The organism is Stenotrophomonas sp. 05N423 (assembly GCF_056397145.1).
The window spans coordinates 591258-603783 of the sequence record NZ_JBFTMV010000001.1 but is presented as its reverse complement, the minus strand read 5'-3'; the positions used below and the strand labels follow the sequence as shown (position 1 = coordinate 603783).

The 12526-nt window shown below is 68.8% G+C and carries 10 protein-coding genes and 3 tRNA genes; all 13 read right to left on the bottom strand.

What is annotated here, in order from left to right; genetic code table 11:
* Positions 1-278: 278 nt before the first annotated feature.
* A tRNA-Cys gene (locus tag AC1DGW_RS02770) sits at positions 279-352 on the bottom strand.
* Positions 353-430: 78 nt separating this feature from the next.
* Positions 431-506: transfer RNA gene (locus AC1DGW_RS02765), tRNA-Gly, on the bottom strand.
* Positions 507-688: 182 nt separating this feature from the next.
* Positions 689-764, bottom strand: a tRNA-Gly gene (locus AC1DGW_RS02760).
* Positions 765-814: 50 nt separating this feature from the next.
* Positions 815-1429 (bottom strand): CDP-diacylglycerol--glycerol-3-phosphate 3-phosphatidyltransferase, encoded by a 615-nt coding sequence (pgsA, locus tag AC1DGW_RS02755; RefSeq protein ID WP_478019129.1) that lies wholly within the window; start codon positions 1427-1429, stop codon positions 815-817.
* A gap of 7 nt (positions 1430-1436) precedes the next feature.
* Complete coding sequence (gene uvrC / locus AC1DGW_RS02750; protein WP_478019127.1) at positions 1437-3284, bottom strand: excinuclease ABC subunit UvrC; 1848 nt, start codon at positions 3282-3284, stop codon at positions 1437-1439.
* Positions 3281-4696 (bottom strand): hypothetical protein, encoded by a 1416-nt coding sequence (locus tag AC1DGW_RS02745; protein WP_478019125.1) that lies wholly within the window; start codon positions 4694-4696, stop codon positions 3281-3283. Before AC1DGW_RS02745 ends, uvrC begins: the two co-directional genes overlap by 4 nt.
* A complete protein-coding gene (locus AC1DGW_RS02740; RefSeq protein ID WP_478019124.1) occupies positions 4693-5181 on the bottom strand; it encodes a low molecular weight protein-tyrosine-phosphatase in 489 nt (162 codons plus the stop codon). The genes AC1DGW_RS02745 and AC1DGW_RS02740 overlap by 4 nt, the downstream gene beginning before the upstream one ends.
* Positions 5178-5951, bottom strand: coding sequence for a 3-deoxy-manno-octulosonate cytidylyltransferase (gene kdsB / locus AC1DGW_RS02735; RefSeq protein WP_478019123.1), 774 nt, complete (start codon positions 5949-5951; stop codon positions 5178-5180). Before kdsB ends, AC1DGW_RS02740 begins: the two co-directional genes overlap by 4 nt.
* Before the next feature lie 267 nt (positions 5952-6218).
* Entirely contained in the window at positions 6219-7241 is a 1023-nt protein-coding gene (lpxK, locus tag AC1DGW_RS02730; RefSeq protein WP_478019122.1) for a tetraacyldisaccharide 4'-kinase, read from the bottom strand.
* On the bottom strand, positions 7241-8986 hold the full coding sequence (msbA, locus tag AC1DGW_RS02725) for a lipid A export permease/ATP-binding protein MsbA (protein WP_478019121.1): 1746 nt from the start codon (positions 8984-8986) through the stop codon (positions 7241-7243). The genes lpxK and msbA overlap by 1 nt, the downstream gene beginning before the upstream one ends.
* Entirely contained in the window at positions 8983-9405 is a 423-nt protein-coding gene (locus tag AC1DGW_RS02720) for an ExbD/TolR family protein (RefSeq protein WP_478019120.1), read from the bottom strand. The genes msbA and AC1DGW_RS02720 overlap by 4 nt, the downstream gene beginning before the upstream one ends.
* Before the next feature lie 6 nt (positions 9406-9411).
* Positions 9412-10071 carry a MotA/TolQ/ExbB proton channel family protein gene (locus AC1DGW_RS02715; protein WP_478019119.1) on the bottom strand — a complete coding sequence of 220 codons (660 nt, stop codon included), beginning with the start codon at positions 10069-10071 and terminating at the stop codon, positions 9412-9414.
* A gap of 3 nt (positions 10072-10074) precedes the next feature.
* The gene (locus AC1DGW_RS02710; RefSeq protein WP_478019118.1) at positions 10075-12438 is read right to left on the bottom strand and encodes a DNA internalization-related competence protein ComEC/Rec2; all 2364 of its coding nucleotides are present in this window, start codon (positions 12436-12438) and stop codon (positions 10075-10077) included.
* Positions 12439-12526: the final 88 nt, after the last annotated feature.

Sequence of the window (12526 nt, the reverse complement as noted above, 5' to 3'; positions counted from 1 at the left end):
AGGGCATTACGCCCGGCACTGCGGAGCGACAATCTGCCACTGCGGTTTCATCCGCACTTCGCTGCGCGGGGAAGCGCATTCCACCTGGTTCCATCGGACGCGGATCACCCGCGCCCGTTCCGTGTTGTCGATACGGGTGGTGGCACGCGCTCCATAGAGCGCCGACATATCGGGTTATCTCCAGTGATCCCCACGTACCCCGGCGAACAGCAGGCAAAGAAAAACCCCTGATTTCTCAGGGGTTGAATTATTTTCCGGGATAACCCGGTATCAAATTCTGGAGGCCTGGGTCGGAATCGAACCGGCGTACGCGGATTTGCAATCCGCTGCATAACCACTCTGCTACCAGGCCACAATCTTTTTGATCGTACAGGAGTAAAAACCTCCTCCCGATATGAAAAAACCCCGCTTGCGGGGCCTTTTCCTTATTTGGAGCGGGAAACGAGACTCGAACTCGCGACCTCAACCTTGGCAAGGTTGCGCTCTACCAACTGAGCTATTCCCGCTTGGGGAGCCGTGCATTCTACAGACTTCGTAGGTATTGCGCCAGCTTTTTAACAACTTTCTTCACACTCTCCGGAGGCTTCCGGCCATCCGCTGAATACCGGATCCAGTCGCCAGACCGTTCGATATCCAGGAGGTGAATCCCTTGATGCCGCTCCGTTGCAAACCCGGAAACTTCATCGACTGGAGCGGGAAACGAGACTCGAACTCGCGACCTCAACCTTGGCAAGGTTGCGCTCTACCAACTGAGCTATTCCCGCTTGGGAGGCGAAATTCTACATGCAATCGCCTGCCTGTCAACAGCCCTGTTTCATCTTTTTTTCGACTGCGAGCGCGCGGCGATTTCGTCCTCGCGCAGGCTCGGCCAGGCCGCGCGCAGGTACTGCACCGCGGACACCAGCGTCAGCAAGGCGGCGATCGCCAGCATCCAGTCGCCGATGTGGAATATCGGCCAGCCCATCCAGATGCTGGCGACCGGCGTGTTGGGCGATACGGAATACAGCAGGCACAGCAGCGCGATCATCTGCGCGGTGGTCTTGATCTTGCCGATCATCGCCACGCGCACCTTGGCGCGCTGGCCGATCTCGGCCATCCATTCGCGCAATGCGGATACCGCGATCTCGCGGCCGACGATCACCGCAGCCCAGAACGCCATCCATGCGGTCGGGTGCCCCTGCACGATCAGGAACAGCGCCACCGCGACCATCAGCTTGTCCGCCACCGGATCGAGGAAGGCGCCGAACGCCGAGTGCATCTGGTAGCGGCGCGCGACCCAGCCATCGAGCCAGTCGGTGATCGCCGCCAGGCCGAAGATCGCGGCCGCGGCGAAGTTGGTCCACGTGTATGGCAGATAGAACACCAGTACCAGCACCGGGATCATCACGATCCGCAGCAGTGTCAGCCAGGTGGGCACGGTCAGGGTCATTACAGCTTTACTCCGCTGTCGGATCCGGGATCGACAGTCCGTGAAGGTTAGCGTAGATGCGCGTTGCAAGGGCGGCATTGATGCCTTCCACGCGCGCGATCTCGGCTTCGCCGGCGGCCTTCAAGCCCGCCAGCCCGCCGAAATGCTTGAGCAGGCTGGCGCGGCGGCGCGGGCCGATGCCGGGAATATCCTCCAGCCTGCTGGTCATGCGTGCCTTCTGCCGGCGCCCGCGATGCCCGGTGATCGCGAAACGGTGCGCTTCGTCACGCACCTGCTGGATGAACTGCAGCGCAGGCGACGCGGCGCCGGGGCGGATCTCGCGCCCGTCCGGCAGCACCAGCGCTTCGTGGCCGGCGCGGCGTTCCACACCCTTGGCCACGCCGACCAGCAGCACGCCTTCGACGCCGAGGTCGGCCAACGCGGCCTGCGCCTGCGCGAGCTGCCCGGCGCCGCCGTCGATCAGCAGCACGTCGGGCAGCACGCCCTGCTCTTCCACCGCTCGCCGGAACCGGCGGTCGATGGCCTGGCGCATGGCTGCATAATCGTCGCCGGGTTCGATGCCGCTGATGTTGTAGCGCCGGTACTGCGCGCGCACCGGGCCGGCGGCGTCGAACACCACGCACGACGCCACCGTCGCCTCGCCCATGGTGTGGCTGATGTCGAAACACTCCACGCGCTTGACCGGCTCGGCCAGCCCCAGCATCTCGCGCACGGCCTCGCTGCGCGCGTGCTGCGCGCCACGGCTGTCCAGCTCGCTGACCAGGGTGATCTGCGCATTGCGGCTGGCGAGTTCCACGTAGCCGGCGCGCTCGCCGCGCACGTTCCACTTCAGCGCGACCCTGCGCTCGGCCGCGGTGGTCAATGCGGCCTCGATCATCTCCGCGTCGGGAATCCCGCGGTCCAGCAGCACTTCCGGCGGCGGCGCGTGCTCGACGTAGTACTGCGACACGAACGCGGCCAGCACTTCTTCGGCGCTGTCTTCGCCATTGGTGCGCGGGAAGAAGGCGCGCGTGCCGAGGTTGCGGCCGTCGCGGAAGGCCAGCAGCAGCACGCAGGCGCTGGCGCCCTGCATCGCGCAGGCCAGCACATCGAGGTCGGCGGCGCGGCCGTCCACATACTGCCGGTTCTGCATGCTGCGCAGCGACGCCACCAGGTCGCGCAGGCGCGCGGCGCGCTCGAACTCCAGCGCGTCGCTGGCCTGCTGCATGGCCTGCATCAGCTCGTCGGCCAGCTGGTCGCTCCTGCCTTCGAGGAACAAGACCGCGCGCCGCACCGATTCGTCGTATTCGGCCTGCGCCACCAGTTCCACGCAGGGCGCGCTGCAACGGCCGATCTGGTACTGCAGGCACGGGCGCGAGCGGTTGCGGAACACGCTGTCCTCGCAGCTGCGCAGCTTGAACAGCTTGTGCATCAGGTTCAGCGTCTCGCGCACCGCGCCCACGCCCGGATACGGGCCGTAGTACCGCCCCGGTACGGAACGCGGGCCACGGTGCAGGGCAATGCGCGGCCATTGCTCGCGGGTGAGCAGCACCTGCGGGTACGTCTTGTCGTCGCGCAGGGACACGTTGTAGCGCGGCGCCAGCGACTTGATCAGCTGGTTCTCCAGCAGCAGCGCCTCGGCCTCGGTGCGGGTGACGGTCACGTCCATCCGCGCCACCTGCGAGAGCATCATCATGATGCGCCGGCTCTTCGGCGAGCCGTTGAAATAGCTGCCCACGCGCTTGCGCAGCGCACCGGCCTTGCCGACGTACAACAGCGTGTCGTCGGCCGCGTACATGCGATAGACGCCCGGCGCAGTACTCAGCGCCGCCGCATACGCCCTGCCGTCGAACCCGCTTGTCGCCGCGCCGCTCATTCCTCGATCGGCACGTGGCCCAGTTCGCCGCTGACCGGGTCGAAACGCAGGATCGCGTGCGCGTCGGTCTCGGCGACCCACACCGCGCCCGCGGCCACCGCCAACGCGGCCGGGCCATGCAGGCGCCGCGGCAGGTTGACCGTGGACAGGTCGCCGCCACCCAGGCGCAGCATGCGCAGGCAACCGTTGCCGGCATCGGCGATCCACAGCAGCGGCGATTCGCTGCCCATCGCAATCGCCTGCGGGTACTGCAGTTGCGCGCGCACGCGCGGCCCGTCGGCATTGCCGGATTCCCACGGCCCCTGCCCCACCAGCGTCTGCACCACGTCGCCGCGCAGCTGCATCGAACGGATCGCCGACCCCAGCGCGTCGCAGACGTACAGCACCTGCTGCACCGCTACCACGCCGCAGGGCTGGGCGAACGCAGCCAGGTGGCCGCCGCCGTCGCGCACTTCCACGGCGCCCGCGCCCGCACGCCAGCGCAGCGAGCGGATGCCAAGGTCGTAGCTCCAGATGTGGTTGTCGCCGGCCATGGCGATATGCAGCTGGTTGTCGGCGATGGCGATGTCCAGCGGATGGTTCAGCGGACTGTCCCAGGGCTGCGACAGCACGCCGGCCACCGGGTCGCCGGCGCGCCCGGTGCCGCACAGCGTATCCACCTGTCCGCTCGGCAGGTGGATGCGTCGCAGGGCGTGGTTGCCGGTATCGGCGACGTAGAGCATCTCGCGCTCCAGCGCCAGGCCATGCGGCCGGTTGAAGGCCGCCTCGGCCGCGGGGCCGTTGACCAGGTCCGCACTGCCCACGCCGAACTGGCGCAGTACGCGGCCACCGTGGGTGCACTCCAGGATGCGGTGGTGGCCGGTATCGGCGACATAGAGCCGGTCGGCGCTGGCCGCCAGCCCCGCCGGAAAACGCAGCGGCAGGCGCGGCTCCACGTTGGTTTCCGGGACCGCGTGCAGGTCCTCGTCCAGCGGCCGCGCCAGTCCTTCGCACAATGCGTTGAGGTTGCGCTCCAGGTCGCCTGTCGCACCCACCAGGCGTTCGCGCTCCTGGCCCTGGGCGTCGATCAGCAGCAGGGTCGGCCATGCCTCGATACCGAAGCGGCGCCAGGCCTCCCATTGCGCGTCCAGCAGGATCGGCGCGGTGACGCCGTGACGGCGCAGCAGCTTCAAGGCAGGCTGCGGCTCGCGTTCGAAATCGAAGCGCGGGATCTGCACGACCAGCAGCTGCAGGCGCCCGGGATTGCGGGCCTGCCACTGCACTACCTCGAGCAGCCGCTGCACGCACCAGACCGAGGCGGCATTGACGAAGGCCAATACCAGCGGACGGCCCGCATGGTCCTGCAACGTGGACGGCGCCGCGTTGAGCCAGATGCCGGACTTGGGAAGATCCACCGCGGGCTGAGCGTTCATGGGCCGATTATGCCGGAGTCGGGCCGCGCCGACAGGCGCCGCACCGCTGCTTCGGCGGCAGCCTCCAGCAGCGCCCAGCTGTGCTCGAAATCCGTGTCATCGCCGTAATAGGGATCCGGCACCACGCTGGCGGTGGCGATGCCGGCCCAGGGCAGCAGCAACGCGGCCTTTGCGCGCGCCTCGGTCGGCGCCAACGCCAGCGCATCGTCCAGGTTGCTCGGGTCCGCGCACAGGATGTGGTCGAAACGCAGGAAGTCGGCGGGCTGCAGCTGGCGCGCGCGCAACCCGGAAATGTCCACGCCGTGCCGGCGCGCGCAGGCTACCGCCCGCGGGTCCGGCGCCTTGCCGTGGTGCCAACCGGCGGTGCCGGCCGAATCCACTTCGACCCGCCCGGCCAGCGGCGAGCGCTCGATCCGGGCGCGCAGGGCGCCCTCGCCCATCGGCGAGCGGCAGATGTTGCCCAGGCACACTACCAGCAGCTTCAACGGCCCTGCTCCAGCAGCATGACGGCGCGCGCGAGGTCTTCCGGGGTATCGATGCCCGGCGGGAACGGCTCGGGCGACAGGGCGACGGCGATGCGGAAACCCGCCTCCAGCACGCGCAGCTGTTCCAGCGATTCGATCTGCTCCAGCGTACCCGGCGGCATCGCCGCGAACTGCTGCAGGAAGCCGGCACGGTAGCCATAGATACCGATGTGGCGCAGCCATTGCGCCTGCGGCAGCTGCGCCGTCGAACGGGCGAAGGCGTCGCGGTGCCAGGGAATCGGCGCGCGGCTGAAGTACAGCGCGTCGCCCTGCGCGTTGCGCACCAGCTTCACCACGTTGGGATCGAACAGCGTCCCGGCGTCCTCCACGGGCGTGGCCAGGGTCGCCATCGGTGCGCCGCTGGCCGCCAGGGTCGCGGCGACCGTGCGGATGCCCGCCGCCGGCGCAAACGGTTCGTCGCCCTGCAGGTTGACCACGATCGCCTGCTCATCCCAGCCGGCGTGACGCGCGCACTCGGCCAGCCGGTCCGTACCCGAGGCATGGTCCTGGCGGGTCATCGCCACGCGTATGCCGTGCAGGCCATCGAGCGCATCGGCGATGCGGCTGTCGTCGGTGGCCACCCATACCTCACGGGCGCCGGCGGCGAGCGCGCGCCGCGCCACATGCACGACCATCGGCTGCCCGGCCAGCAAGGCCAGCGGCTTGCCCGGCAGGCGGGTGGACGCATGGCGCGCCGGGATCGCCACGACGAATTCAGGAACCGCGTTCATCTGCACTCCTTGCCCGCTCCGGGCACAACTTGATGGCTCCCCTCCAAGCGACGGCCGCAGGCGGTCCCGCAGGAGAGAAAGTCACGGATGAGAATAAGGGGCTGGAGCCGTCGCGACATACAGCAGCATGGCAGGGCTTCGACCGGGTTCGCACTTGCCCCGCACGCCCCTTGGCGGAAACCTGTCTTCCGCACCGGGTCCGGCAGTCCGCATCGCAGCCGGCGCATCTGGCGCCGCGTCCACATCGGGCGCGCCTCCCACAGAGGATCACGCCCGCGCCAGCTTGCCCAGCCGGTCCAGCAGCGCGACCCAGAACGCCGCCGGCAATTCGGCCTGCAATGGCACTGCATAGTGCCAGTCGGTGGCAAATGCCCTGCACTTCACCGCGTCCTTCTCGGTCATCAGCACCGGCAGTTCGCTGCCAAAGGACAGGTCCGATGCCTGATAGCGATGATGATCAGCGAACGCATGCGGCACCACGCCGATGCCGCGGGCGCGCAGCATCTGGAAGAAGCGCTGCGGATGCGCGATGCCGGCCACGGCATGCACGCGCTGCCCGGCGAATCCCTGCAGCGGGCGCTCGCGGCCACCGCGCAACGGACGCGCGCTGTCGATGCGCAGCTGCATCGTCCATTCGCCGAATCCCGATGCCGGCGGCGCCTGCCCGGCATCGCTGGCCTGCCCCAGGTTGACCACGCGGAAATCGCAGTCGCGCGCCCGCGCCACCGGTTCGCGCAGGGGACCGGCCGGCATCAGCAGGCCATTGCCATAGCGCCGCTGCGCGTCGACCACTTCGATCTCGATGTCGCGCGCCAGCCGGTAATGCTGCAGCCCGTCGTCGCAGACCACGACGTCGCAACCAGCCGCCAGCAGGGCCCGGGCCGCGGCGACGCGGTCCCTGTCCACGCGCACCGGTGCGCCGGTCTTCCAGGCGATCAGCACCGGTTCGTCGCCGCCCAGTCCCGGCGCCAGGTCCGGCGTGATCCAGCGGGCGGTGCCGGCATCGTCGCGGCCATAGCCGCGGCTGGCCACGCCCGGCTTCCAGCCGGCCTCACGCAGGCGCTCCACCAGCTCGATGGTCAACGGCGTCTTGCCGGTGCCGCCTGCGGTGATGTTGCCGACCACGATCACCGGCACGGGCACCTGGCGGCGGCGCAGCCAGCCGCGGCGGTACAGCCCGCGCCGCAGGCCGGCGACGGCGCCGTACAGCGGCGCCAGCAGGCGGGCCGTCCATGGCACCGGGGCGCCGTCATACCACCATGCCGGCGTCTGCGTTCCCTTGCCGGCCATCAGACCTGCCTTTCCCGGAACTGCATGCGGTAGAGGTGTTCGTACAGGCCACCCAGCGCCAGCAGTTGCTGGTGCGTGCCGCGCTCGACGATCCGCCCCTGGTCCATCACCAGCACCTGGTCGGCGTGTTCGATGGTGGACAGGCGGTGCGCGATCACCAGCGTGGTACGGTCGGGCATCAGCCGCTGCAGCGCATCCTGCACCAGCCGTTCGGATTCGTTGTCCAGCGCCGCGGTGGCCTCGTCCAGGATCAGGATCGGCGCGTCCTTGAGCATGGCGCGCGCGATCGCCAGGCGCTGGCGCTGGCCGCCGGACAGGCGTCCGCCCTTGGCGCCGACCTGCGCGTCCACGCCCTGCGGCAGCTGGTCGACGAACTCGCGCGCGTTCGCGCCGGCGATGGCCTGCTCCAGCTGCCCGGCACTGCGATCCTGGAGTTCGCCGTAGGCGATGTTCTGGGCGATGCTGCCGTCGAACAACACCACCTGCTGCCCGACCAGCGCGATCTGCCGGCGCAGATCGGCCAGGCGGTAATCCTGCACGGGATGGCCGTCGAGCAGGATCTGCCCGGATTCGGGCTCGTAGAAGCGGGGGATCAGCTTGATCAGGGTGGACTTGCCGCTGCCCGAGCGTCCGACGATCGCCGTCACCGTGCCCGGGCGCGCGACGAAGCTGACACCCTCCATCGCCGGCCGGGTCTGCCCGGGGTAACGCGCGGTGACCTCGCGGAATTCCAGCAATCCTTCGGCCCGCCGCAGTTCGAGAGTGCCCTTGTCCGGCTCGTCCTCGGCATCGAGCACCACGAACAGGCGCTGCGCCGAGGCGATGCCGCGCTGGGTCATGTTCTGCACATTGGTCAGCTGCTTGAGCGCGGGGATGATCGTCATCATCGCCAACATCAACGAAACGAAGTTGCCGACGGACAGGCGCCCGGCGGCGGCTTCATGGCCGGCGATCAGCAGCAGGACCGCCAGGCCCACCGCGCCGATCAGCTGCACCATCGCCGAGGAGATGCTGCGCGTGGCCTCGACCTTCATCGCCAGCTTCAGGTTGGTATCGGCCAACCCGCCGTAACGGTCCAGTTCGCTGCGCTGCGCGCCGTAGATCTTGACCTCCTGCTGGCTGGACAGGGTCTGGTCCGCGGCCTGCAGCAGTTCCGCACCGCTCTCCTGGATGCGGTGGCTGATGCTGCGGTAGCGCTTGGCGACCTTGTCCATCACCCACGCCAGCGGCGGCGCCAGCACGAAGATCGCCAGCGTCACCTGCCAGCTGTAGACGAACATCATCACCAGCGAGCCCAGCGCCTGCAGCGACTGCTGCAGCACCACCTTCATCGCGTCGACCGCGGCCTGCGCCACCTGGTCGCTGTCCGAACCCAGCCGCACCAGCATCGACGGCACCGGCTCGTTGTCGAACTGCAGCCCGGGCAGACGCAGGTACTTGCCCAGCACGCGCACGCGCAGATCGCGGGCGATGCTGCGCGCGGCCTTGCCCATGCCGATGTCGGTGAGGTAACCGGCGATGCCGCGCAACAGGAACAGGCCGACGATGGCCAGCGGCATCCACGGGTTGATGTCTTCCGGATTTACCAGGTTGTTGGTGATCGGGCTCATCAACGCCAGGAAACCCATTCCGGCACCGGCCTCGATCAACATGCCCAACAGGGCCATCAACAGCAAAACGCGATACGGCCGTGCGAAACCAAGCAGGCGCTTATATACCTGCCAAGGGCTTTGTTCGCTGGTCATCGCTGCACCTCCGGCGCGGTGGCGATCGCGATGCGGCGGAAGCCGAGCTGTCCCAGCGCATCCTGCACCGTCACCACGGCCTGGTAAGGCGTGCGCGCATCGGCGCGCAGCAGCACGGTCTGCTCGCGGTCGTCGCCGGCGACCTGGACGATGGTGCGCTTCACCGATTCCACGTCGGTGCGCAGCACCTCCTGGTCGTTGATGAAATAGCGGCCATCGGCGTTGACCAGCACGCTGAGCGAGCGCGGCGGCTCGGCGCTGTGCTGGTCGCTGGCGGTCGGCAGTTGCACCTGCAGGGTGGAGCGCGCGTCGAAGGTGGTGGTGATCACGAAGAAGATGATCAGCACCAGGATCACGTCGATCAGCGGCACAAGATCGATATGCGGCTCTTCCTGGGCCCGGTCGTTGCGGATGCGCATGCGGGGTCAGGCCTTGGCCGCTGCCGCTGTCGGCGGGGCCGGCCTGGCGGCGGCCATCACCGCCGGACGGCCGTCGAGCGTATCCAGCAGCGCGCCGGCTTCATGTTCCATCTCGATCACGTAGCCATCGACGCGCGCGCGGAAATAGCGGTGGAACATCAGTGCGGGGATCGCCACGATCATGCCGGTGGCGGTGCACACCAAGGCCTTGCCGATACCGCCGGCCAGTTGGTTAACGTCGCCCACGCCATGGTCGAGGATGCCAAGGAACATCTGGATCATGCCGATCACCGTGCCCAGCAGGCCGAGCAGCGGGCCCGCCGAGGCGATGGTGCCCAGCGCGTTGAGGTAACGCCCCAGCCGGTGCACCAGGTGACGGCCGGTGTCCTCGATGCGTTCGCGGATCTGGTCGCGCGGACGGTTGCGGGCTTCCAGCGCCGCGGCCAGCAGCGCACCCAGCGGCGAATTCGCGCGCAGCGATTCGATGTGGGAGGCATCCAGCTTGCCGCGCGCCGCCCAGTTGCGGACTTCCTGCCCCAGGCCGGGCGGCAGCACTTCGTTACGCCGCAGGCTCCAGAAGCGCTCCAGGACGATCGCCAAAGCCAGCACACCCAACAGCAGCAGCGGCACCATTGGCCAACCGCCGGCCTTGACCAGTTCCCACACGTTTCAACCCTCCGGCGCGACGGCCGTGTTTTCGTCCTCCGATAGGATAACAGCCGCCCGCGCCCGCCCAGCAGCATCCCAGAGGCGCCGACGCCACGGGCGGCGTTCGCGTACCTGCAGGCCCTGCTCTCCCAGCCAGAGCCTGACTGCGCCGCTCTCGGGAGTCGCCAACACCTCGGCACCCGCCCTGCGCCAGCGCTCCACCACCTCCGGCCGGGGATGGCCAAACCGGTTGCCATGGCCGGCCGACACCAGCACCAGCCGCGCCTGCGTGGCCGCCACGAACCCTGGCAGCGACGAGCCTCCGCTGCCATGGTGCGGCGCCAGCACCACATCGGCCCGCAGCGATGGCCGCTGTCGCCGCACCAGCCCGGCCTCGATGACTTCGCCGATGTCCCCGGCCAGCAGCACCGCACCGTGGCGGGACCCTATCCGCAGCACGCAACTGGACTCGTTGCGCAGATAGGGAAAGCCGGCATGCGGATGCAGGTACTGGAAATGCACGCCGTCCCACTGCCAGTGCAGGCCTGCACCGCAATCGCGGGCCGCCATCGCCGGCTGTATGCCCGGTGGTGCGTGCCAGACCATGACCGGCACTGACCTGCGGACGGCATTGGCACCGCCGGCGTGATCGTTGTCGCCATGGCTGATGACCACGGCATCGAGCCGGCTCACTCCCAGGGCATGCAGGGCCGGTATGACAACCCGTTCACCCGCATCGAAGCCATCGCGGACCGCCGGTCCTGCGTCGTAGAGCAGGCGGTGGCCACGGGTGCGCACCAGGACCGACAGCCCCTGCCCCACGTCGAGCAGCACCAGTTCGACTTCGCCGTACCGTGGAAGCTCACGCACCGGCCACAACAAGGGCAGCCATAGCAGCACGGCCAGCCCCTTGCCCGGAATTCCACGCGGAAGCAGCAGCCACACCGCGCCGAGCAGGGCGAACGGCAATGCCATGCTTCGCGCTTCGGGCAGCCACCACAATGCAAAGCGGCTCCCTCCCAGCCACGACAGCCCTGACCAGCTCGATTCGAAGCACCACGCCGATACACGCCATGGCCAGCTGCCGGCGCCGGGCAGCACCGCTTCCAGCCCTGTTCCGAGCAGTGCCAGCGGTACCACCACCAGACTCCACCAGGGAATCGCCACCAGATTCGCTAGCGGCCCGGCGAGCGAAGCCTGGTCGAACAGAATCGTGGTGAACGGCAGCAACCCCACGGTCGCCACCGACTGGGCGGAAAGGAATCCGCGCAGCCAGTGCATGCGCTCGGGCAGACACCAGACCAGCCAGGCCACGCCCGCGAAACTCAGCCAGAACCCCGCCGTCAGCATCGCCAGCGGATCCCAGCCCAGCACCGCCAGGGCCGCCAGCGCCAGCGAGCCGGCCACGCGGGTGGGGCGGCGGCCCAGTCTCGCCAATGCCACCACGGCCACCATCAGTACCGTGCGCACCGTCGGCAGGGCAAAGCCCGCCACCGCCGCGTAGCCTGCGGCGCCGGCCACGGCGGCGATGGCCGCGGCATGGGAACGGGGACAGCAGCGCCCCAGCCAGGGCAGCAGCCACCACGCTCCGGATGCGGCCAAGGCGACGAATCCAGCGACCATGCCGACGTGGAAGCCGGAAATCGCGATCAGGTGGGTCAGGCCGGTTGCGCGCAGCATGTGCCAGTCGCCATCGTCCAGCGCCCGGGTGTCGCCTACCGCGAGGGCCCGCACATAGCGCGAACCGGATGTGCCAACGGCGGCGTCGATCCGTCCGGCCATGCGTTCACGCCATGCGTCGATTCCCCCCGGCACCGCCAGTTGCTTCCCGCTTCCGTCCGCAATCAGTCCGGTGGCGGAGATCCGCTGCGCCAGTGCGTTGCGCTCCGCGTCGAAGCCCCCGGGATTGGCAAGCCCGCGCGGCGCACGCAGCCGCACCTGGAACCGCCAGCGCGAACCGGCATGCACCGCCAGCCTCGGCCCCGGCTGCGCGCTCCCGAAATCGTCGTACCACGCCAGTTGCAGCAGGCGCCCCCGCACCGCGCCTGGCTGGGCAGCATCGTCGTCGACCCGGAAGCGGAAACGCGTCCGGTTGGATTCCACTTCGGGCAGGGACACTACGTTTCCGGCGATGACGGCCTCGCCGCGCTCCAGCGCTGGCGGCAACTGCGCCTGCAGCGCCCAGCCGGCATGCAGCGCGGCCCAGCCGGCACCTGCCAGCAACGCGCCGCACCAGGGCACCCGGCTCATACCCCAGAACACCAGCCCGGCCAGCAACATCATCCAGCGCAACCAGGAGGGTGGCAGGGTCGGTGCCCACAACGCCACGCCGATGCCCGCGAGAAAACAGACCGCGACGGCCTTGCCCAGCAGTGGAAAAGCCATCGCCAGGTCCCGTCGTCGCCATGCCAGAACGAAACATCGGCTGACCCGCTCCCGCATCACCCGCCCCATCTACCGGTTCGCCCCCATG

Bases quoted from the DNA above. Each gene is read 5' to 3' on its own strand.
- AC1DGW_RS02745 (WP_478019125.1), bottom strand. From the start codon at position 4,696: ATGAACGCTCAGCCCGCGGTGGATCTTCCCAAGTCCGGCATCTGGCTC.
- lpxK (WP_478019122.1), bottom strand. From the start codon at position 7,241: ATGGCCGGCAAGGGAACGCAGACGCCGGCATGGTGGTATGACGGCGCC.
- msbA (WP_478019121.1), bottom strand. From the start codon at position 8,986: ATGACCAGCGAACAAAGCCCTTGGCAGGTATATAAGCGCCTGCTTGGT.
- AC1DGW_RS02720 (WP_478019120.1), bottom strand. From the start codon at position 9,405: ATGCGCATCCGCAACGACCGGGCCCAGGAAGAGCCGCATATCGATCTT.
- kdsB (WP_478019123.1), bottom strand. From the start codon at position 5,951: ATGAACGCGGTTCCTGAATTCGTCGTGGCGATCCCGGCGCGCCATGCG.
- AC1DGW_RS02710 (WP_478019118.1), bottom strand. From the start codon at position 12,438: ATGGCTTTTCCACTGCTGGGCAAGGCCGTCGCGGTCTGTTTTCTCGCG.
- pgsA (WP_478019129.1), bottom strand. From the start codon at position 1,429: ATGACCCTGACCGTGCCCACCTGGCTGACACTGCTGCGGATCGTGATG.
- uvrC (WP_478019127.1), bottom strand. From the start codon at position 3,284: ATGAGCGGCGCGGCGACAAGCGGGTTCGACGGCAGGGCGTATGCGGCG.